The following is a 23269-nucleotide window of genomic DNA, read 5'->3' on the forward strand; positions in this document are numbered from 1 at the left end:
ATAAGACCTGATCCTGCAACAATTTTTCAGAAAGTGCGGAACGAGCTTTCTGTTATGAAATTACGAATGGTATAAAAACTTAAAGGAGGAAGAAGCGATGAAAAAAAGATTAACGCTGCTGATTCTAGCGACGCTGTTGGCAGGCGGTCTTGTTTTTGCTAATGGTAAAGCAGATTCAGGTTCGGAGAAAAAAAGAGTTGTGTATATTGCGAGAGCACAGGGGGATTCCTTTGCTGCTTGGTTGGCAAATTCAATTAAAACTGAAGCAAAAAAATATCCTTATATTAAGCTTGATGTTATGGACGGAGAGGCTAATGATGCTAAGGTTAATATGTTAATTGAGAACAGTATAACAAATAAATATGATCTTATCATTTTGCAACCAAACAACGGCGAGGCACAAACTCCGTATGTGTACAAAATTATCACAGCAGGAATTCCTGTTATTTTAACTAATCCACGAATTCTTGGTTTGTCGGGTGTTAACAGCGTTGATGCAGATCCTTATGAACAAGGGGCTGTTAATGCACGTTTGGCAGCCAAGCAAGTCCCAAAAAACGCAAAGGTTGTTGTTCTTAATGGACCTGCTGGAAACATGCATTCAACAGCACGTAGAAAGGCGTGGCAACAGGAATTTTTTGATAAGAGAACTGATGTAAAGATTGTTGGCGAACAAATTGCAAACTGGAACAAAGACGAGGCTATGAACCATATGGAAGATTGGGTACAAGCAAATGACCAAATTGATGTTATTATTTCGATGAATGATAATATGTGTGCTGGCGCGCTCGAAGTCGTGAAAGGAAATACAAAATATAAAAACTTGTTGGCATATGGTGTTGATGGCACGGCGGAGGCAGCATTGTTGATAAAAGAAGGAAGAATGACATCGACGTCTTTTCAAAATGCATATGCTCTGGCTACAAAAAATATGGAACTTGCTGATAAAATCTTAACAGGGAATGTTAAAAATCTTGTCAACACGGATATAGATTGTCCTCTTATCACCAAAGATAATGTGGACGATTTGATTGCAGCTCATAAAGCTGCAGGGTCGCTGAAATAAAAATATACACCGCTATAAAAAAGTCGTTCAGGTTTTATAGCGGTAATATTAAGGAGAAATTATGAAAGCATTAGTTCTTGAATCAATCAAAAAACTCAGGTTAAGAGAATTTTCTATTAAAGAAAGCATGGGACCTTATGATGTGAGAATAAAAGTGAAAGCTTGTGGGATATGTGGAAGTGATGTTCATTATTATACAGAAGGAGCTATAGGAGATTTTGTTGTTAAAGAACCAATGATTCTTGGACACGAGGCTGCCGGGGTTGTTGTTGAAAAAGGTGATAATGTTACTAATGTAGAAATTGGTGATTTAGTATGTATGGAGCCAGGTATTCCTGATATGCATGCTTCAGAAGTGCTGGAAGGGAATTATCATCTTGATCCAGATATAAAGTTTTGGGCAACACCTCCTATACACGGATGTTTGCGAGAAACCGTTGTACATCCCGCCCGTTTTTGTTTTAAATTACCAAAAGGAATGTCAGCAGCAGAAGGAGCGATGATGGAACCGCTAGCAACCGGACTTGAAGCTGCTAAAAAAGCATGTATTGAACCAGGAGATGTCGCACTTGTTGTTGGGTGTGGTACAATTGGAATAATGGTTGCTCTTGCGGCTCTTGCAGGAGGGTGTGCGAAAGTTTTTATTTCTGATGTTAAGCAAGAAAAACTTAATATTGCTGCAAAATACGCAAACATTGTTCCCATAAATGCTGAACAAACGGATTTGATTAAATTTATAATGAAAGAAACAAAAGGAAGAGGGTGTGACCGTGTGTTTGAAGCTTCTGGAAATCCTTGTGTGTACCCAGAGTTCTTTAAAGCCACCAAACGAGGCGGAAAAGTCGTTTTGGTGGGAATGATGAACGGAGTTGTTAAAATGAATGTTCCTTGGATACAAGTACGCGGTTTAAGTATTGAAACTTTATTTAGATATACAAATGAATTTGAAAGAGCGGTTGCTTTGGTAAATGCTGGTAAAATAGATATAAAACCTCTTATTAGCAAAACTTTCTCTTTTGAAGAGGCTATACAAGCATATGAATTTGCGGCGGCAGGACATCCAGAAATTGTAAAAGTAATGATAGAGCTGCCTTGACAAAGGAGGGTTTTATGGATTTAGGTTTAAAGGATCGCGTTGTTTTGATAACAGGTGGTTCTGTTGGGATTGGATTAGGGGTTGCGAAAAACTTTTTGGCGGAAGCGGCAAAGGTTGTAATTTGTGCAAGAGATTCGAAACGTCTTAAAGAAGTTGTTCTTAATTTGCAAAAAGAATATAACACAAACGATGTTTGGGGAGTACCATGTGATGTAACCAAACAAGAAAGCATAGTGCGTCTTTTTGAATTTATAAAAGATAAAGTAGGTAGTATTGATATCTTAATAAATAATGCAGGGTCTGGGTCCGAAGAAACAAATATGGAGGCTCCTGATGAAAAATGGTACTACTACTGGGATTTACACGTAATGGCAGCTGTGAGAATGTGTCGCTTGTGTGTTCCTCTTATGGGAAAGACACACAGTGAGGGTGTTATTATAAATACGGTATCATTGTGTGCAACACAACCGCTTTACTACGAACCTATTTATAATGTAACAAAAGCAGCTCTAAATATGTATACGAAATGTCTTGCAGAGGAATTGATAAAACACAACATTCGAGTGATGGCTGTTTCTCCGGGACTTGTTCTTACACCAGATTGGTACAAAACAGCAGGAATTCTGAGTAAAAAAGAAGGAATAACAGAGGAGCAATATTTTGAAAAGATTGCAAAATCAATGACTCCTATAGCTCGGTATGCGTCTGTAGATGAAATTGCCGCTTTTTATGTTTTCTTAGCTTCATCAAAAGCATCATATTGTCTTGGAACAAATTTTCATGTTGATGGTGGTGCGATGAGAGGAATAAGTTGAAAAAACAGAATTTTTTTAAGATAAATATTTGGTAGAAGGTGTATATGAGTTTTTTTATTGGAATCGACTGCGGAACACAAGGGACAAAAGTGATTATCTATGATGCGGTAAAACGACAAATTGTAAGTAGTGGCAGTGCGCGACATAAATTGATTTCACAAAATGACGGCTTGAGAGAGCAAGAGCCACGATGGTGGATAATAGCATTAGATATAGCAATGAAAAAAGCGTTGGCATCATTTTATGAAAATAAAAAACTAATATCTGCTATAGGTGTTTCTGGACAACAACACGGCCTAGTTGTTTTAGATAAAGAAAGAACAGTGTTATATAATGCCAAGTTATGGAATGATACATCAACGGCTCTAGAAAATGATATTTTAGTAGAACAAGCAGGTGGAATTTCGGGTGTTATAAAAAAAATAGGCACAGCAATACCCGTCGGTTATACAGCGTCTAAATTGATTTGGTTAAAGCGATACAAACCTCAAATTTTTTCACAAATTGCTTATGTGATGAATCCGAAGGACTTTATCAATTTTTACCTTACTGGTGTCATTTGTACTGATTTTGGGAGTGCTTCAGGAACAGGATTTTTTAATGTTTTAAAGAAAGAATGGAGTCAACAGATGCTTGATGTTATTGATCCTTCTGGTGTTCTAACAGCGGCTTTGCCAACTCTTTTTTCAGAAGATGCTCCTATTGGTTACATACGTCCTGAAATTGCTAAGAAATATGGTCTTTCGAAAACATGTAAAGTATCAATCGGTAGTGGCGACAATATGGCGGCGGCCATAGGAACCGGATGCATCAAAAATGGCGTAGGAACAATAACTTTAGGAACCTCTGGTGTTTTAAGTATTTTTACAGATAAAACGCCTGTTAGGTATCCCTCTATTGTTCAGATACAAAATTTGCTTTCAAAATCATGGATACCAACTATTTGTACTATGAATGCAACTTCTACAACGACATGTGTCCAGTCTTTGTTTGGTCTTGATATAGAAACGTTTGATAGAAAATTAAAAAAAACTACACCTGGTGCGAATGGTGTTTCTATCTTTCCTTTTTTTAATGGCGAAAGAATGCCCCCGCTACCGTGTGCGAAAGGGATCATCGCTGGTCTTGCGTGTTCTAATTTTACTCAGGATAATATTATAAGAGCAAGTGCTGAAGCTGTGGCTTTTTGTTTAAAATGGGGATATAGCCTTTTAAAAAAGAAAGGAATTAATTTATATCAAATGAGCATAGTTGGAGGCGGAAGCAATAGTATGCCGTGGCAACAAATTATTTCGGATGTTTTTAATGTTGAGCTTGTTTCTCCAGCAAACAAAGAAGCAGGGGCGCTAGGAGCAGCAATCCTCGCAATGAATATTTGTAAAGAAGAAGAACTCTCTACCCTTTGTGATATACATATCAGGTTTACAAAACAGAAGATAAAACCAAAAAAGGAACATGTTTTTTTATATGAAGATATTTACAATGACTATATAGAGTCTCGAAATTTTTTTTACAAACTAAAGTGAATGAAATGAACTACTTGCTTGGTATTGATTTGGGAACATCCAGTGTAAAAGTTGTAATTATAGATGCTCAAGGAAATATAAAGGGGCATGGGCAGTGTGAGTATATCATAGAGTATCCTCGCATAAATTTTGCTGAACAAAATCCAGAGGTATGGTGGACATCTTCTTGTAAAGCAATATATAATGCTTTACAAGATTCAAAATTACAACCTGCACAAATTAATGGAATCGGGTTGTCTGGACAAATGCATGGCTTGGTTTGTGTTGATGAAAAAGGAGCTGTTTTACGAAATGCAATTATTTGGTGTGATAGACGCAGTAGAGAAGAGGTATCGTACATACATTCTCTTTTTTCTCCTATTCAGCTTGGGAAGTTAGTTGCGAATCCTCTTTTACCGGGTTTCTTTGTTGCTTCGCTATTATGGATACAGCGGAAAGAACCTCATGTATATAAACGAATATATAAGATTCTATTGCCCAAAGATTTTATCCGGTTTAAACTAACAGGAAAAATGGAAACTGATATAACAGATGCTGCATCAACACTTATTTTTGATGTAAAGAATTCAAAATGGTCCGAAGAACTTATAACAACGCTGAGGCTGGATGAAAAAATTTTTCCATCATTTGGGAAATCGTTTGCGGTTGCGGGAGAGTTGACGACTCTCGCAGCAAAAGAAACAAATCTTATCAAGGGAACGCCTGTTGTTTTTGGTGGAGCAGATCAACCTGTACAAGCTCTTGGAAATGGAATAGTTGATGTTGATACAGGAACTTTGACAATAGGAAGTGGAGGACAATTCTTTTTTCAGCTTAACAAGTTTTGGTACGATAGCGAATTAAAAACACACACTTTTAATAATATTCTTCCTAATTCTTGGTATCTTATGGGGGCTGTGCCTAATTGTGGAACGGCCCTTCGTTGGTGTGTAAAAGATTTGTTTGGTTTGACGTCTTATTCGGAGAGTGATATGTTTGCTGCTTCCGTTTTACCTGGGTGTGATAAATTGTTTTTTTTACCTTATCTTCTAGGAGATAGATGTCCTCGATTAATGGCAAACTCTTGTGGTGTTTTTTGGGGGTTGAAGGCAAAACATACCCGTTCTCATCTTATTCGTGCGGTAATGGAGGGGATAAGCTTTTCTCTAAAAGATGTCTTTGTTTATTTGAATCAAAAAAAGGAACTTCCCAAAAAAATTATTATAACAGGAGGCGGTGCTCAAAGTGAATTTTGGGTGCAGATGATAGTTGATATTTTGGGTATACCAATGAAACGTTCTTTAATGCGTGAGCAAGCAGGCATTGGCGCAGCAATTCTTGCAGGTTTGGGTATCCAAAGCTTTTACTCTTTGTCCGATGCTGTATCAAAATTTGTAAAGCTTGAAGAGAAATTTTTTTACCCAGATGAAGAAAATAGAGAAGCATACTTTGCTATCTACCAAAATTTTACAAAGCTGGTTGATAGATTAAAGCTAAATTTTGATTTTTAGTGGAGAAAAGCTTTATCCTGCCCTACATATACAATTTTGTCTATAAATGCATCTTGATTTTTTATATTACAAGCGCTGCTCAGAAACACTCTTTTGCACGCATGTTTTTCCGAAAGGCGCTTTAATGATGCCGAGATACAACAACCCTTGCAGAAAGATGCGAATTGCTTTAAAATGAAAAAAGGGCCGCCAAAGGAGGAGGAAAAGCGACCCTTTTTATGATTGTTGCTGCTGAATAAAATATACAAAACAATAAAAAAAATGTCAATACTTTTTTGCATTTATTGCTGTTTTTTGTCTTTTTTTGCGCAAAAAGAGAAATGAGAGGGTTTGGAATGAAAATCGGTGTTATCGGCGCAATGGCTGTCGAAGTTGAGTATCTAAAAGAAATTCTTACGGAAGCTAAAACCGTACAAAAAAACGGCCTTTTTTTTTATGAAGGTTTAATAAACGGAAAAAAAGCGGTTATCGTTCAAAGCGGTGTCGGAAAAGTGAATGCCGCTATGTGCGCCGCTTTATTGATACATTGTTTTTCAGTGACGCATGTTATCAATACGGGGGTTGCCGGCGGTATAAAAGACGGGTTGCATGTTTTTGATGTTGTTGTTTCTTCAGATGCCGTTCACCACGATGTCGATGCGACAGGGTTCGGATATAAACCCTGTGAAGTTCCGGGGGTAAATACAATTGCTTTTAAAGCGGATCCTTTTTTAATCGAGTGCACAAAAAACGCCTGGAATAAGTACTCGGAAAAACCGGCGGTACGCTTGGTTGAAGGCCGGGTTGCTTCCGGGGATGTATTTGTCAATACGGCCGGCCGCCGGGAAGACATACGGTCTTTGTGTAATCCCGCTTGTGTTGAAATGGAAGGCGCGGCCGTTGCCCAAGTATGTTATCTTTGTTCCGTTCCTTTTGTAATTATCCGCAGTATTTCGGATATGGCTGAAAACACCGATGAAGTTTATGAAGAAAAAAAAGCCGCTAAAATAAGTGCCGTTTTGGTTGCCAATATGTTCGGCTTATTGTAAAATATAAGCGGATAAATTATGGAAAAACTTGCAGTTGTAATTATCCCTGAACACTATGCGGACAATTTTATTGCGGCGGCCGGGACATTTCATACCGGACAGTTCTTTGTTCTTTCAGGCAAAGGAACGGCAAGCCTTTTATTATTGCAGCGATTGGGCTTGGGAACGACTAAAAAGGCGGTGATTGCTTTTTTTTCTTCGCAGGCAACACTTTCTCTTATCCTTAATACATGGGAAAAAGAAGTAAGCCGGTATAAAGATTGTACCGGAATACTGTTTACCGTTTTAACGGAGAACCTTAGTATGGCAAAAAAAAGTAAACATACTCTTATTTGTGCTATTGTCAATTCCGGCTGCGGAGAACTTCTTATGCAAGCAGCCCGCAAAGCCGGCGCACCCGGCGGAACGATAATAGACGGAAGGGGGACGGGAACCGAAGCGGATATGAATTTTTTCGGTATACAAATTGTTCCCGAAAAAGAAGTTGTTTTAATCATTTCCGAAACGGCTGCAGCGGGCCTAATCGAAGCTGAAATAAAAAAGCTTTCTTGTTTTGAAAAGCCGGGGTCGGGAATTTTATGTACGCTGCCGGTTGATTCTTGTACACATTTAGGCGCCCCCTTACATGGCTGATGTTTTAAGCGCTCAAAAAATAGAAACCTTGTTATCCGAGTCGGCTTCGGCATGCAGGGGAAAAATTGAAGTGTTTCAAACGATAGATTCTACAAGTACGGAAGCGAAACGGCGGCTGCAGGGATGCGATTCGGAAAACTCCGACATAAAAAATCTTCACGGACAGGTATTGTTTGCAGAGCGGCAAACTGCCGGCCGCGGCCGCTTGGGGCGCTCTTTTTTTTCACCTGCGCAAAGCGGTATATACGTAAGTATCATATATATGCCTGAATTTTATTTGAAATCGGAGCCGGCCGATATACTTGGACGGCAGGGAAGCCCCCTTGAGAACCTGTCGTTGATAACGTCGTTTGCGGCAGTTGCCGTGTGCCGAACGCTTGAAAGCTTCGACATAGAAGCAAAAATAAAATGGGTAAACGACATCTTTGTAAACGAAAAAAAAGTATGCGGTATTTTAACGGAAGGTGTTTTTTCTTCCGGTCAAGAGTGTAAAGCGTTGATTATCGGTATCGGGATAAATGTATATGAAAGCGAAGCCGGTTTTCCCGAAGAACTGAAGCATATTGCCGGAGCCATAAGTATTGACGGTAAAAAAGAGATACAATCTCTGGACAGAAACGTTTTAGCGGCGCGCCTTATTTCAAACGTTTTTGAAATTTGTTCGGGAAAACGTTGTTCTTCTGAGGTTATGAACGAATATCGTCAGCGCTCTTTTATAATCGGAAAAAAAGTTTTTGTCATGTCGGCACAAGAAACATATGAGGCCGAAGTTCTTGAAATTACGGATAACGCGCATTTAATCGTGAAAAATTCTTCCGGAGAACAACGGGAATTGCTCTCCGGCGAAATCAGTTTACGTCTGTAAACGCAGCCGCAGTGTTTTTGGAATGAGTGCAAAAACACTGCGGCGTTTGCGGCAAAGAGCGGAGGCTTTTTAACAGGCGAGAATTTCTTTAATAATAAATTCCCTGCCGCTTAAAGCATCCAAGTGTTCGCCCTTGCATTTGGGACATTTTAAATTATGTTTTAAACCGTTAAACACTTCGCTGCAATCCTTGCATTTAACTTCCCCCGGAATTACTTCCATTTCAAGCTTTGTGCCCTCAAAAGGGGTTTTATATACGGCGGCAGGGAAGCATTCTTCAAGATATGCCGGAACAATACCGCTCAGTTCTCCGACTTGCAAAACGATTTTTTCTATTTTGCTGACCTTTTCCTGTTCGACTATCTTTTGCACGGTTTTTAAAACTTCACATACAACACCGAGTTCATGCATAAAAACCTCAATTTCCCGTAAAAATCCGCTTAACCGACGATGCGGCGATTTTTCCGCCCCGCTGTACTACATATTTTGCAACCGTCATCGGAAGCTTTTCGTAAACGGGAGCGAAGTTGGCGTATTTTTTCGTTAAACTTATAGCTTCAAACTTACACTTTGTCGTACACTGGCCGCACCCGACGCACATATATTGATCAACTTGTACCGCACCGCAGCCCAAACAGCGTTCCGTTTCTTTTTTTAACTGCTCTTCGGTAAATGTTACGCGCGTATCCTTAAAGGATTTGCGGTTTTCCGTGTTGTGGCCCGCATGCTGGCGTTTTGTCGTATCGAAGCTTTCGATAACCACATTTTCCTTATCCAGTGCAACGTATTCGCGTCTGTCGCGGCCGTAAGTTAAACTTTGTCCGGGGTGTACAAAACGGTGAATCGATATGGCCGCCTGTTTTCCGGCCGCTATTGCGTCTATTGCGAATTTCGGACCCGTATATACATCTCCTCCGACAAATACATCGCTTTCCGCCGTTTGATAGGTCCTTGAATCCGCAACCGCCGTATTGTTACGGTTCAGCGTTACCTTCGTATCCTTCAGTAAATCGCCCCATTCGATACTTTGACCGACCGACAAGAGAATAAAATCGGCTTTGACCGTTATCGTTTCTTTTTCATCGTATTTCGGATTGAATTTTTTGTCCGCATCGAATACCGACACGCATTTTTTAAATTCGATTCCCGTTACCTTACCGTTTTCGCTTATAATGCGCTTCGGCCCCCATGAGTTTTGAATTACAATATCTTCTTCCAAAGCTTCTTCGATTTCTTCATCCAAAGCGGGCATTTCTTTTCGCGATTCAAGACAGTACATCGTAACCGTTTTTGCACCTTCGCGGACAGCCGTGCGCGCAACGTCGATGGCGACGTTTCCGCCTCCGATAACGATAACGTTTCCGTTCAGCGCAGCTTTTTTACCCGTGTTTACATCGCGTAAAAACTCGACACCCGGAATAACACCCTTTTCATCTTCTCCTTCAAGGCCGAGTTTGCGTCCGCCCTGTGCGCCGATTGCAAGATAAAATGCTTCAAATCCCTGTTTCCGTAATTCGGCCAAGCTCACGTCTTTTCCGACTTCCGTATCGGTTTGAAAGGTAACGCCCATTTCTTTAAGGATATCGATTTCGGCTTCAACGACGCTTTTTTCAAGGCGGAAAGAGGGAATACCGACGGTAAGCATACCGCCCGGTTTTGACAATTTTTCAAAAACGGTAACCTTGTATCCGTCTTCGGCGAGGTAGTATGCACATGAAAGTCCTGCGGGGCCCGAACCGATAACGGCGATTTTTTTACCGTAATCATGTTTTTTTTGCGGAATAAAACGAGTTTTTTTGTCCAAATCCTGTTCGGCAATAAACTTTTTAATTTCGTCGATTGCAATGGGGTCATCGATATCGCCGCGCGTACATTCGCTTTCGCAGCTTCGCGGACAAATGCGGCCGCACACAGCCGGAAGCGGATTTTCTTTTCGGATAAGCTCGAGTGCTTCTTTATATTTTCCCTGTGCGGCAAGTTTTATATAACCTTGAACCGCAATGTGCGCGGGGCATGCGGTTTTACAGGGAGAGGTTCCCGTTTCAACGACATTTTTGCGGTTTTCGCGGTAATCGGGGTTCCAGTTCTTTTTAAGCCAAATATGATCTCTTGAGCTTATTTTTTTTGCCGTTTTAAGCGGCGTTTTGGTACAAAGTTTTTGTCCCAGTTTAAGCGCGTTGGTCGGACAGTTTTCCACGCATTGACCGCAGGCAACGCATTTATCGGAATCGACCTGCGAAACATAGTTTGATCGTACCGTATCGGGCGTATTGAACATGGTCGCCGCACGCATGGCAAAGCAGGAACAGGCACAGCAGTTACATATAGCCGCCGATTCGCCCAAGCCTTCAATGTTCGGCATTTGGTGCATAAGGCCGTCTTCTTCGGCCTTTTTTAAAATCTCTTTAACTTCTTCACGCGTAACTTGGCGCGAACGACCGGTACGGATATAGTACTCGGCGCCCGTCCCCATATGGATACACATATCATGTTCGAGATGTCCGCAGCCCTGATTAAGAACACGCCTGGAAGAGCGGCAGGAACAATCGGAAACGGAAAAGGTGTCGTATTTATCGAGATAATACGAAAGCTGTTCATAGGGAACGGCATGGGTGTTTCCGTCGATTGCCGATTGGATGGGAATAACGCGCATCATGCCCATTCCCGGCGGCAAAAGGGGCGCCAAGGGGGCAATACGCAATCGCGTATATTCTTCAAAAGCGCGGCCGACTTGCGGATATTTTTCCAATAAAGCGGCATTGTTTACCATCATTTCCAAAATACCGGGCGCATAGATATTTACAAAGAATTCTTCAACCCCTTTTTCGTTATGCGAAACACGGCATACGCCGATGTCGGCAAGCTCCATTGCAAGTTTATATGCTTTTTCTTTGGGGAGCTTTGTTTTTTTTGTTATATATTCGATTGTCCGCGGCTTTCTTAAGCCCATCGCTAAAGCGACATCAGCCTGTTCATCCGATACGCAGCATTCAAGAGAATAATATTCGGGGGCATTTTCGTCAATCTTATTGATAACGCCCGTTATCCCGCCGACCATTTGTGCCAATTTTACGATTTTTTTTCGTAGTGCCATGATTTTCGTCCTTTTTTTATAAGCATTTTTTAGCTGTGAAATAGTCTCCTTTTATTCACAACCGTTCCAGTATATCACAAAAAGCCGAAACAGGCAAACAAAAAAGAAAAAAATATAGAAATCGGAATTCCGTATCGCCTTATGTTTTATCGGTGTGTATTTTTGTTTTTCCTTACGTATCTTTTTGCTGCGCGAATTTTTTAAGCATAGGCTGTACTGCATAGCTGAGTAAAAGCAAAGCGGCACCGAACACGGATGACGTTACCGCTTTGGACAGAACGCTGAGCGAATGCAAGTCTATAAAAATAAGCTTTGCCGCAACGGCAACAATAAACGCAAGCGATGTATAGACGAAACGGCGCTCTTTTTTTTTCAAAAAGAAAATAAAAGAGCCGATTGCATAAAAGCCCCATAAAAGCGTAAGTATGCTGCCGTTTTCAAAGCGCATATATGCTTCGGTGATACTGAAAAAAACAACCACCAAGGTTACGGCGGCAAAAAACACGGCGCGGCGCGGTTTAAATGTGTATATAACGAAAAGTAAAATCAAGCCGTTGCACACATTTATGATTGTTCTAATAAGCGAGGGGTCAAGTCCGTCAATCCGTGCAAACGCATACAGGGCATAATACCAAACGCAAAGAATCGCCCAGAAAGCTTTACTTATCTTTTTTGCCGTAACGGAGCCTGCCAAAAAGTTCGGATAAAAACGATCGACAAGCAGTATGCAGACTGCTGCGGCAAAAAGCGGATAGGCAAGGACAAAAGAAAAAAAGTAAAAATCAATCAAACACAGTTTTAAAACAATGGTATAACAGCCCAAACGGTTTACAAAACGCAAGCGGTTGCCTTGCGCTTTTATAAATGAAAGCCCCGCAAACGCTCCGCCTGAAGCAAGTTGCAAAAGTATCGGAAAGACGGCTTTTTCGCCGTTTTCAAAAGCGTAGACGGTAAAAAAGAGGGCGGCCAAAGGGGGAAACAGGTATAAACTTTGTTCGTAAAAAAAAGTACCGAAGCGGTAATGAGCAAAGCTGTACAGGGCGCACAAAGCCGTCAATAAAAGACCGTAAAGTAAGCATAGGTCATCGAAATGACGCGGTAGTAATTTTGAAAGTACAACAAGCAAAATAATCGATACGTATGCTTGAAAAACAAGGGTTTGAAAGATTTTTTTGAGCTTGGGCTTTTGTAAAAAAACCGCCGTCGACATCGGAACAAAATATAAAAGAGCCTGTAACGTAAAGTGTAAAACCGTTTTGTTTTTGTATGCACGATCTAAGGCAAAAATGAGCATAAAAAGCGCGGCAATCGAAAGAAGGTGGGCGAAAATATTTAACTTGTATTTATCGTCTTTGCGCCACAGCCAATATAAAAATGCGCAGACGCCGAGCACTGCAGCGGGTTCGATGTCGTACTGCAGTCGGTCTATAATCGCAAGATATGCCGAAATCAAGGTGCCGCCGATATAGGCGTAACCGAGTGTTTTGACTCTGTCTTTAAATAAACAAAGGGATGATAAAAGTGCATACAAAAAGGTAAAAAAAACATATATGCTTCCCGGCGGGAGTACCTCGTAGGGGATGAGCTTAAAGCCGAAGAAAAGTGAAAATCCGAAGTTTATTACGGCGGCAATCGGCGAGCATATTTTGTCTCGGGATACTTCGGCTCCTCTTAAAAATACATAGAGATCGGGAACTGCGTGAATTGTCCAAAGAGCCGTGCTTAAACCTAAAAACAGCTGTGCGTCACGGGGTGTAAACGAAGAAAAAAGCAGCAATTTTGTGAGCACACTTAAAAGTGAAACAATCGATGCAAATTGTAAAACGCGCCACCGCTTAAAGAAATATACAATCGACGACATAATCGCAACGGCCAGTATATAAAGGCCGAAAGAAGTAAGCCCGAAAAAGCCTGAATCTATAATAAACGGAATAAATAAACTGCCCAAAAGGCCTATAACGGATACGGACAGAGAATCGATGGACAAGGCCAAAATATAGGCACTGATTGTAATGAGGGATAAAAAAATAAAGGCTATACCGTCGTCGAGAATCCGGTAACGGACATAGGCGGCGAAAGCGGTAAGATACAAAACCGCAATGGCACCGCCGAACAAAACTTGTGCCAAAACAATACGTTTTTTGTGCCGCACAAAAAAACCGAATCCCGTTAAGGCGCCTCCTGCAAAGACGCCTACAAGCAAAATATATTCTTCGCGGATAAGGCTTTTTTCATGTATGAGTTTAAATACATAGCCGATACCGATGAGCAGCAACAAAATACCCAGTTTTGTTACAACCGATTCTATGGAAAGTTGTTTTTTTATAAAGTTTTCAAAAGCCGCCTGTCGCCGTTTTTTTTCGTTTTTTTGTCGAGAGAACGGCGGCTCGTAAGCGCTGTAAGAAGCCTTTGCGGGAACGGATGCGGCCGATGCCGCCGAGAGAGGATGTGCGCAATCCTCTGTTGTCGAAGTTTGCCCCGACGGCGATTCCGTCAGCGGTATCGGCACCTTAAATTCTTCCGGCTCAGGCTGTAGGGGCTGTGCGGTACAGTCGGTTGGCGCACAGGTTGTGCCCTGCCGTTCAGGTACGGCGGCTCCCGTATTTATTATTGAGGCGGTACGCTCTAAGGTTTCGACCGTCAATTCGAGTCTTTTTATTCTGCTTTTTATTGCGGACAGCCGTATTGCATTGATTATTACAAATAAAATAAACACAAAAAGCAGCAGGGTAAAAAATTCCTCCATAGCATAGGCTCCTTATGGAAAAATCTTGCCGCGTCGCCGCACTTTGTTTGGTTGCAGGACGCACTTTATATTAACAAAACCGTTGTACTTCGACAAGAAGGATGTGAGCCGGTGCTGTTCCTTTTCGATTTTTTGTGTTACACTCTTTTTTATGAAAGATATTGGTTTTAGAAAAAATAGTGCAAGCCGGATTGTTGCAATATCCGCGGCATTGGGCGCTCTTACGGTTTTACTTACCGTAACGCGATTGGGTTTTATTCCGTGGTTCAGCGGGGCGGCAATTACGATATTGCACATACCCGTTATTTTAGCGGTTTGTTTAAATCCGAACGGGTTTGACGGATTGTGGGCGGGCTTGGGTGTCGGTGCCGTGTTCGGTGTATCATCTTTGGTGTATGCCGCCGTTTCTCCTGCCGGTCCGATAGACCCCTTTTTTCAAAACCCGCTTATTTCGGTTGTGCCGCGTTTACTGTTCGCCGCCGCCGTTTTTTTGCTTTATAAAGGAGGTTCGGCCGTATTAAACCGGATTTGTCCCTGCCTTGCTTTAGTGAGTATAGCGGCAGCCGCCTTTTTGGGAACGCTTATACATGCAATTTTTGTACTGGGAGCATTGGTTTTGGCTTCCGCAATTCCGATGGAAGTAATGTGGGCGGTTCTTGTCGGTAACAGCTTTTTGGAGGCTGCGGCCGCCCTTGTATTATGCACAGCCGTTGTAGGCTCTTTTCAAGGTATTTCAAAGCGTAAGGTTTCGAAGCTCAATTCAAAATCCGAAGGGTAGGTATGAAAATTATCATTATCGGTGCGGGTTTTACCGGCGTACAGCTTGCGCGTCGCTTGATATCCGAAAAAAATGATGTGGTTATTATCGAAAGCAATGAAGAAACGGTACGCCATGTTTCGAATAGACTTGACTGTATGGTAATTCAGGCGACCGGTAATAATTTAACCGTGTTGGAAGAGGCCGGTATTGCAAAGGCCGATGCCCTTGTGGCCGTTACCGAGTCCGATGAATTGAATATGATAACCTGTTCGCTCGTCGATTCGGTATATCCGGATATTATTAAAATTGCGCGTGTGCGTAATTACGATTACTATGCCGATGTTGCGGGCAAAAAAAAGGACGGAAAAGAAAAAGGGGCAAGGCCCTTATACGGTATAGATTTTATGGTACACCCGGATGTTGAAGCGGCACAAGCTATTGTAACGGCGGTTGAACACGGTGCGGTTACCGAAGTGGTGGATTTTGAAAACTGTGATTTTGAATTGGTTTCTCTATATATCGAAGAAAAAAGCGCGCTTGCCGGTAAGCGAATTCAAAATGTGCGAAAACTTACTTCGACCGGATTTTTAGTAGGTTTTATCGAAACCGAAGAAAAATTCTTTTTACCCACAGGTTCGACGGTGCTTAAAGCCGGAATGCGCATAGGTTTGGTGCTCCACAAAGACAGCTTACCCGAATTCCTTCACCTATGCGGTTCCAAAATAGACGTATTAAAGAAAATCGCTTTAGTGGGGGCGGGCCGTATAGGAACCGGTATTGCCGAAAATTTGATATTACAAAAAAAACCGCTGTTTCCTTTCGGGTTTTTCGGTAAAAAAAATAAAGCGAGTCAAGATTTTGTCATTATAGAAGCGGATTCGAAGCGGGCGAAGGAAGCTGCGGAAAGATTTGTTTCGGCAACCGTATATAATGCGGATGTTACCGATGAAAGTTTTATAGAAGAAGAAGATTTAAGCGTCTTTGATTTGGTAATCGCGGCAACAAGCAACCATGAATTGAATATGATAACTTCCGCCTATATGAAGACATTGGGCGTAAGTAAGGCCGTGTGTTTAGTACAAAGCAGCAATTATGCGACTATCGCGCGCAATATAGGGATAGACGTTGCCGTTCCGATAAAAGATGCCGTCGTCGATAGTATTTTAAGTCATTTGCGCGGAAAAAGCGTTACCGGAATTCATACGCTTGCCGAAGGCGAACTGGAAATAATAGAAGCCGTTTTGCCGCCGTCGGCTCCCGTCCTTGGTAAAGCGCTTAAAGATATCGCCGTTCCCGGATCTTTTATTATTTTGCTTATTCAAGAACAAGGGACAAAGCAGTTTGTCATTCCCTACGGAAACACGGTGTTTGAAGCCGGAGATCGTCTTGTGATGCTTACCTATACAAAAGATATTCAAAGAACAATGGATTTGTTCGGGGTGGGAAACTGATGTTTGTTTCTCTTGTCCGGATTCTCGGATTGCTTTTAGCACTTGTTTCCGCCACAATGATATTGCCGATTTGTGCGGCATTGGCATACGGAGAATACGGCGTTATATCTTCCTTTTTGATACCTATTATCTTTTGTTTTATTGTTGAAATTGTATTGTTTTTTTCCACCCGCCGCCGAGAATTTAAACTGACGTCCCGTTCCGGTTTTGCCGTCGTCGCGCTTGCGTGGGTAAGCACCAGTTTTTTAGGCGCCGTTCCGTTTATGATTTCCGGCGCCATTCCCGATTTTGCGGACGCGCTTTTTGAAAGCGTTTCGGGATACACAACCACCGGAGCCACAATTTTAGCCGAAGTTGAAAATTTACCGCGTTCAATTAACTTATGGCGTATGCAAATGCATTGGCTTGGCGGTATGGGGATTGTTGCGCTGACGGTTGCCTTATTGCCTATTTTGGGGGTCGGCGGGTTTCAGTTGATAAAGGCGGAAACGACCGGTCCGGAAAAAGGAAAAATTACCCCGAAAATAACCGTAACGGCGAAAATATTGTGGTTTATTTATATTGCTTTTACTCTTGTACAAACCGTACTGCTAATGCTTGCCGGTATGGATTTTTTCGATGCGCTCGGCCACAGCTTTGCAACCGTCGGAACGGGAGGGTTCAGCTCTAAAAATCTCAGCTTGGGAGGTTTTGCAAACGTTCCGGCCGAATGGATTTGTATAATTTTTATGCTTTTTGCCGGAGTAAACTTTAGTTTATATTATCGTTTGTTTACAGGGCGGGGTATTGAACTTTTACAAAATACGGAACTCAAAGCTTATTTGACCATTGTTTTCGGGGCGATTTTTATTGTTGTTCCCTTTATTATGCCCTTGTATCATTCTTTCGGGACCGCTTTCCGTTATGCTGCTTTTCATGTCGTTTCAATTATAACCACAACGGGCTTTTCTACCGCGGATTATTCCAAATGGCATCCGGCGGCACAAGCTGTGTTATTTTTTCTTATGTTTATCGGCGGTTGTTCCGGTTCGACGGCCGGCGGCATTAAGGTTATCCGTTGGGTTATTATGGGAAAACAAATGGGTATTGAGGTAAAAAGAATGCTGCATCCGCATGGGGTGTTCAGCATTCAATTGAACAAGCATGCTGCGCGAAAAGATATGGTATTTAATGTGTCGGCCTTTATGTTTTTATATTTTTTTGTGGTTATGATAACGGCGATAATTACGGCTGTCGACGGAGCCGATTTATTAACATCGGTAACGGCATCGTTGGCTATAACCGGCAATATAGGCCCCGGCTTCGGGAATGTCGGACCTGCTTATAATTTCGGTTCTTTTTCTTCTTTTACAAAGTATTGGCTTTCCTTTGCTATGATAACCGGCCGGTTGGAATTATATACCATGCTTGTTTTTTTTATGCCCGCTTTTTGGAAAAAATAAAAAAGAACGAAACGGCGTTTTTTATATCTTGCAATTTTTATGACGGCTGCATATACTGAAGGCACACTGCATTTTACGCGATAATTTTACGCCATAGGAGAATAATATGCGTATAGAAACCGAATGTTTGCATGCCGGCTACACGCCGAAAAACGGAGAACCGCGCGTTGTTCCGATTGTACAAAGCACAACCTATTGTTTCGATTCCACCGAACATATTGCCGACCTTTTTAATATGCCCAGCGAGCACATGTATTCGCGGCTTTCAAATCCTACCTGCGATGCGGTTGAAAAAAAACTTGCCGTCCTTGAAGGCGGCGTCGGCGCAATGCTCACTTCAAGCGGACAAGCAGCTTCGGTTCTTTCGATTTTAAACATTTGTTCGGCCGGCGACAGTATTATTTCGGCTTCCGCAGTGTACGGCGGCACGGTTAATCTTTTTGCCGTTACGCTCAAAAAAATGGGTATCGAATGCATATGGATAAACGGCGACGATTCGGCCGAAGCCATACAAGCGGCTTTTAAGCCGAACACAAAGGCTGTTTTTTGCGAAACCATTGCAAATCCCGCATTGGCCGTTTGCGATATAGAAAAACTGTCCGCTCTTGCACATAAAAACAACGTACCTCTTATAATAGACAATACCTTTGCGACGCCCTTTTTGTGCCGTCCGATTGAATGGGGAGCGGATATTGTTGTGCATTCAACCACAAAGTATTTGGACGGCCATGCTTTGCAAGTCGGGGGCGTTATTGTCGATTCGGGAAAATTCGATTGGCAAGCGGCGCATAAAGCATCGGGAAAATATCCCGACCTTGTAAATCCCGACGAAAGTTATCACGGCCTTATTTACACAAAAGAATTCGGGGTCAGCGCCTATATTGTAAAAGCGCGCATGCACCTTATGCGCGATATGGGCTGCTGCACGTCGGCGCATTCGGCTTTTTTATTGAATTTGGGCTTGGAAACCCTGCCGCTTCGCATGGAACGTTATTGCGAAAACGCCCTTAAAGCCGCCGAGTTTTTTCAGTCTTCGGATAAAATCGAGTCGGTGCGTTACCCCGCTCTTAAAGGCGACCGCTATTATTCGGCGGCGCAAAAATACCTTCCGCGCGGTGCGAGCGGAGTTATCAGCATAACGGTAAAAGGCGGCCGTTCCGGCGCCGTACGTTTTATGGACGGCTTAAAACTTGCTTCGAATGTCGTACACGTAGCCGATATCCGCACCTGCGTTTTACACCCCGCCTCGGCGACGCACCGCCAGTTAAGCGACGAACAACTTAAGGCGGCCGGCATAGACGGCGGCTTGGTGCGCTTTTCCTGCGGCCTCGAACATATCGACGATATCCTCGACGATATAAGAGGCGCGCTGCAAAAAGTGTAAAACGCCTAAAAATGCCGCCGGCGTATCCGTTTTTTTATTTTTCCCGTTCCGCTCCGAAGGGTTTGGTAATATAAATTAAAATCGGTGTCATCGTATAGTCGGCGATAAGGGCGGCCAAAAGTCCGATAACGCATAAAAATCCGAGCCGTGCAATCGCATCGATAAGACAGGTCATATACATACCGAAGGACACGGATAAAATAACCGTCGTCATTGCAAGCGTTTTTCCTATCGAATTAAAGGTATTGCAAATCGCTTTGCGGTATGAGCCGGTTTTTTCAAACTCGAATTTTACGTGATTTGTAAAGTGAATCGTATCGTCTACGGCAATACCCAAAAGCATGGGGATAATCGTCATCGTAATAACGTCAAGCGGGAATTTAAGGTAGCCCATAAAGGCGGAAATCACGATGAGGGGCATAATATTCGGAATAAGACCGATAAGTCCCATTTTGATACTTGCAAACACAAGGGTCATAAATAAGGCAATCACGATGAGCGAAGATAAAAAGGATTTTATTTCGCCGTATACGATAATTTTATTCATTTCGGCAAATTGAACCGCAGGCCCGACCAAAAAACAATCTCCGTCGGGAAAAAGTTCGGCGGCGCGTTTTTCTGTTTGCTTAATGCTTTCAACCAATTGATTTGCATTAAAGGATTTCAGTTCAACGGTCGCCCTCAGTATGCTGAATTCGTCGTTTACCCATCGGGTGTGATCGCCGCCGGAAATTTCGTATAAAAACAAAAGCTGATTTAAAAGATCGGCGTCGTCCGGAACGGTGTAATAGGCCGGATTGTCCGCATGCAGGCTTTTATTCATCTCTTTTACAATATCGAGGACGGAAAAGATTTTAGGCTTGCCGGCTATTTTTTTTACGCTTTCATGTTCTCCCGTTTCGTTCAATAAAATATCGAGATTTTTTAAAACTTCGGGATTTTTGACGGCGTCCGTATCTTCAAACGAAATCATAATATTGTAATTAAAGTAGGAACCGAGCTGCGAATGCGTAATTTCGTACAAACGCTTTGTATAGGGAATACGGGTTCCCATAAAATTGAACGAATCCATGTTCACGCTTATAAAAAAAACGGAGGGAATAAGCAGGGCGGTGATGATGCTGAATATAATTAAAACGGGTTTTCGTCTTTTTAAGACGAGAGAACCGAAGCGTTCGAATTTTTCGTCCGTTGTTTTAGAGCGTGCGGCCGCCTTTATTTTTTCCGGCTGCGTATCTTTTCCGAAACTCAATAAAATCGGGATTAAAATCGAAACATAGATGTATACCGCAAATACGGTTGCGGCACAGGCGGAGCCTACCCAGCGCACGGACGTTAAACCGGTGGTCAACAGGGACAACAAAGAACCGACGGTTGTGATAACGGTAAACAACAGTGCCCAGCCGGTGTTTTCAACCGACTCGATAACCGCCTGCTTTCGTTTTCCGTGCATATAAAAATAACGGCGGAACGAAGAAAACAAGTGTACCGAATAGCCGACCGAAAGCGCCATTGCAAGCATAACCGGAAGGGTTATCATATTCGAATCGGCTCTTATACCGAAATAGGCCATAATGCCGAATACGGTAGTAATACCCAAGCCGGTGGCGGCAATCGGAACGAGGGTTCCGCGGATTGAGCGCAAAAAGACAATAAGCAGCACAACCATCGCGATAAAACCGAGCATAATCGAGCGTCCCGCTTCTTTTTTTGAAACAACTCGTTCTTCGGCCTCGGTATAGGGCAGTCCCGCCGCTTTTACCGTACAAAGGCCCGTTTGCCATTTGGGATCGGTTACAACCGCTATGGCTTCATTTCCTGTCGTATAGAGGGGGTCTACGTCACCCGTTTTTTTCCATTCGCTTTCTTCGGGGAAGGGGGCAAACGAAAGAATCACCCATGTTTCTTTTGCGTCTGCGGATACCAGCTTGTCTTTTATCGAATCGCGCGAAAGCATAAGTTCTTTTGCCTTTTGTATGGCCGAAGCGTCTTCAGGGATGCCGTCTTCAAAGGGGTGCAGAATTTCCAAACCCTCTTCGGTGCCCACCGTTACATCGGCCGTTAAAATCGAAGTTATTGTATCGGCGTATGAAACTTTTTCAAGAAGTTCCGCGCTCATATCTTCTATCAATTTTAAAACGCCGGGATGAAAGACATCTTCGGCTTCGACAAGCAAAACCACCGTTTCGTTGTTTCCGAACAGCCGTTCAAACTCTTCGTTTTTACGTTTTTGCCGCTCACTGTCGGCAAGCCATGCCGAATCGTTGCTTTCGACATGAAGCTTCGGAAGTCCGCTTATTCCCAATACGCTTACGAGAGCAAGGGCTAAAAGAAGCGCTATTCTGTTTTTTACGATAAACGCACCCAGTGCTTTAAAAAATAAATTGATTTTTACCAATGACATATATACCTCTTTTGTGCCGGATTTACGGCTGAATTATTACCGGCTGAATGTATTTACCAGCTGAAAGTTCCTTTTATCCACAAAGCGTTTAAAGCCTTCATTGCGGCGAAGCGGCCTTTGCCGTCAACCCCCTTTGTGTACACGTCGGCGCCGATGACTGTGTGCAGATTATCGGTAAGGGCATAGTCTGCCGAAAACTTTGCAAACATATCGCCGTAGTTTGCTCCGACGGAGCCCGCTGCCGAAAGTTTAAGCGTATCGCGCAAAAGCGTTTTGCTTACATTAAAACTTACAAAACCTTCATGCATTTCGCGCTGTGTGTCGTCTTTGCGGTCGACGATTAAGTCTTCAAAGTATTGGAGGCTCGCAAACCATCCGCGGTAATTCCAATCGAAGCCTGCAAGCAGTAAAAGCTGATTTTTTTCGGCGGGCTGATTAAAAATCTTGTCTAACGGCGGGTTAAAGCGGCGGCCGCCTATCCATGCGCCTTCAAGGCGGATAAGAAAATCTCCTGCGGGAATTGCCGCGTCAAAACCGGCCATTGCGATGCGCGCATATTTTTCGTGCAGCGTGACGTTTATCGGATTTGTAATCCCTCCTGTTGTACGTTCGTAATAGGGCGTTTTATCCCAACCGTAAAAGCCTGAAAGGGAAAAGTCCATGAGCGGGAAAAAAAACGACAGGCGCGCTCCGGCTTCGGTGTCCGTAAATTTACGCGGGCGTTCGGCATGCTGCAAACTGTATTTAATCGGCACGCTCATGCCTCCTATCTCAAACGTTCGCGGCAAATCGATTGAAAAAAATTCGGTGTCCGCGGCGCTTTCGAAAAAAAAGGGCGGAAGCTTATCCGGCGTAAAAAAGGGAACGGCGGTAACTTCAAAGGTAAAGACATCGTGCAAAAAGCGCAGGCGAAGCGCATCAACGGCACGTTGTGAAGAATCCGTATCCGAGCCGACAGGATCGCGCAGGTCCCGTGCGGAAAACACATCGGTTAAGCGGAAGCCGTCCGATTGCCCCCATGCAATAATTTGACGTCCCGCCGTAAAATCCAAAAAATCTCCGGTATAGCGGTAATAAGCTTCATTTAAACGAAAACCCGTACGGGATTTGCTGCGGTAATTGTATTCGGCGCAAAAGGACACAAAGGCGCTTGAGTTTCCGAAAGCGGCTTCGCCGCGGATTTCCGCGAGGGTGCGGGACGCGGCATAATCAAAGGGGGATACAAGCTGCACGCCGTGTACGGTTTGAACTTTTCCGCCGAAATCGAGTGCAAGTACTGTTTCGTTTTCAAAAAAATCTTCGCTTCCCGTATCCTGAGCGCCGGCGGGAAACAGGCAAAGCACAAAAGCGGCTATACACAGCGGAACCGAAAGTCCGGAAAAAAATGAGTTTTTCATATAACACTTCCTTATATATAGCGACCCGCAATAAAGAGTACTGTTCCCTTATATGCGGCCCAAGGTTTCCTT

Annotated in this window: 17 protein-coding genes; 12 read left to right on the plus strand and 5 right to left on the minus strand. The window is 42.9% G+C overall.

The window, feature by feature from the left end:
• The first annotated feature begins 97 nt into the window (after positions 1-97).
• The 8 genes from H0R92_RS03860 to H0R92_RS03895 all read left to right on the plus strand — a co-directional run bounded on the left by H0R92_RS03860 (position 98) and on the right by H0R92_RS03895 (position 8519).
• Positions 98-1066 (plus strand): sugar ABC transporter substrate-binding protein, encoded by a 969-nt coding sequence (locus tag H0R92_RS03860; RefSeq protein ID WP_432961378.1) that lies wholly within the window; start codon positions 98-100, stop codon positions 1064-1066.
• A gap of 61 nt (positions 1067-1127) precedes the next feature.
• Positions 1128-2162: an NAD(P)-dependent alcohol dehydrogenase gene (locus tag H0R92_RS03865; RefSeq protein ID WP_432961380.1), complete on the plus strand. Its 1035-nt coding sequence runs from the start codon at positions 1128-1130 to the stop codon at positions 2160-2162.
• A gap of 14 nt (positions 2163-2176) precedes the next feature.
• A complete protein-coding gene (locus tag H0R92_RS03870; protein ID WP_432961382.1) occupies positions 2177-2977 on the plus strand; it encodes an SDR family NAD(P)-dependent oxidoreductase in 801 nt (266 codons plus the stop codon).
• A 44-nt stretch (positions 2978-3021) separates the two neighbouring features.
• Positions 3022-4503 (plus strand): xylulokinase, encoded by a 1482-nt coding sequence (gene xylB, locus H0R92_RS03875; RefSeq protein ID WP_432961384.1) that lies wholly within the window; start codon positions 3022-3024, stop codon positions 4501-4503.
• Between the two features lie 5 nt (positions 4504-4508).
• On the plus strand, positions 4509-5993 hold the full coding sequence (xylB, locus tag H0R92_RS03880; protein WP_432961386.1) for a xylulokinase: 1485 nt from the start codon (positions 4509-4511) through the stop codon (positions 5991-5993).
• Positions 5994-6328: 335 nt separating this feature from the next.
• The gene (locus tag H0R92_RS03885; protein ID WP_432961388.1) at positions 6329-7021 is read left to right on the plus strand and encodes a 5'-methylthioadenosine/adenosylhomocysteine nucleosidase; all 693 of its coding nucleotides are present in this window, start codon (positions 6329-6331) and stop codon (positions 7019-7021) included.
• 18 nt (positions 7022-7039) lie between these two features.
• Positions 7040-7654 (plus strand): hypothetical protein, encoded by a 615-nt coding sequence (locus H0R92_RS03890; RefSeq protein ID WP_432961390.1) that lies wholly within the window; start codon positions 7040-7042, stop codon positions 7652-7654.
• A complete protein-coding gene (locus H0R92_RS03895) occupies positions 7647-8519 on the plus strand; it encodes a biotin--[acetyl-CoA-carboxylase] ligase (RefSeq protein WP_432961392.1) in 873 nt (290 codons plus the stop codon). The genes H0R92_RS03890 and H0R92_RS03895 overlap by 8 nt, the downstream gene beginning before the upstream one ends.
• Positions 8520-8588: 69 nt before the next feature.
• Here the strand turns inward: H0R92_RS03895 and H0R92_RS03900 are convergent, their stop codons facing one another.
• The 3 genes from H0R92_RS03900 to H0R92_RS03910 all read right to left on the minus strand — a co-directional run bounded on the left by H0R92_RS03900 (position 8589) and on the right by H0R92_RS03910 (position 14359).
• Entirely contained in the window at positions 8589-8930 is a 342-nt protein-coding gene (locus H0R92_RS03900) for a hydrogenase maturation nickel metallochaperone HypA (RefSeq protein WP_432961394.1), read from the minus strand.
• Between the two features lie 7 nt (positions 8931-8937).
• Positions 8938-11613, minus strand: a complete 2676-nt coding sequence (locus tag H0R92_RS03905) for an FAD-dependent oxidoreductase (protein ID WP_432961396.1) — start codon at positions 11611-11613, stop codon at positions 8938-8940.
• Positions 11614-11785: 172 nt separating this feature from the next.
• Complete coding sequence (locus H0R92_RS03910; RefSeq protein ID WP_432961398.1) at positions 11786-14359, minus strand: DUF2339 domain-containing protein; 2574 nt, start codon at positions 14357-14359, stop codon at positions 11786-11788.
• Between the two features lie 151 nt (positions 14360-14510).
• On the opposite strand from H0R92_RS03910, the gene H0R92_RS03915 reads away from it, so the two are divergent.
• From H0R92_RS03915 to H0R92_RS03930, 4 genes are all read left to right on the plus strand, one after another.
• Positions 14511-15137, plus strand: a complete 627-nt coding sequence (locus H0R92_RS03915) for an ECF transporter S component (protein ID WP_432961400.1) — start codon at positions 14511-14513, stop codon at positions 15135-15137.
• Positions 15138-15139: 2 nt separating this feature from the next.
• A complete protein-coding gene (trkA, locus tag H0R92_RS03920) occupies positions 15140-16570 on the plus strand; it encodes a Trk system potassium transporter TrkA (RefSeq protein WP_432961402.1) in 1431 nt (476 codons plus the stop codon).
• Entirely contained in the window at positions 16567-18012 is a 1446-nt protein-coding gene (locus H0R92_RS03925) for a TrkH family potassium uptake protein (protein WP_432961982.1), read from the plus strand. Before trkA ends, H0R92_RS03925 begins: the two co-directional genes overlap by 4 nt.
• Before the next feature lie 106 nt (positions 18013-18118).
• A complete protein-coding gene (locus H0R92_RS03930) occupies positions 18119-19396 on the plus strand; it encodes an O-acetylhomoserine aminocarboxypropyltransferase/cysteine synthase family protein (RefSeq protein WP_432961404.1) in 1278 nt (425 codons plus the stop codon).
• Between the two features lie 34 nt (positions 19397-19430).
• On the opposite strand, the gene H0R92_RS03935 is transcribed toward H0R92_RS03930, so the two are convergent.
• Together H0R92_RS03935 and H0R92_RS03940 are read right to left on the minus strand one after the other, a co-directional pair.
• Positions 19431-21800, minus strand: a complete 2370-nt coding sequence (locus H0R92_RS03935; RefSeq protein ID WP_432961406.1) for an efflux RND transporter permease subunit — start codon at positions 21798-21800, stop codon at positions 19431-19433.
• A 53-nt stretch (positions 21801-21853) separates the two neighbouring features.
• On the minus strand, positions 21854-23197 hold the full coding sequence (locus H0R92_RS03940; RefSeq protein WP_432961408.1) for a hypothetical protein: 1344 nt from the start codon (positions 23195-23197) through the stop codon (positions 21854-21856).
• Between the last annotated feature and the right edge of the window lie 72 nt (positions 23198-23269).

The organism is Treponema sp. OMZ 840 (assembly GCF_050937815.1).
Classification (GTDB): domain Bacteria; phylum Spirochaetota; class Spirochaetia; order Treponematales; family Treponemataceae; genus Treponema_C.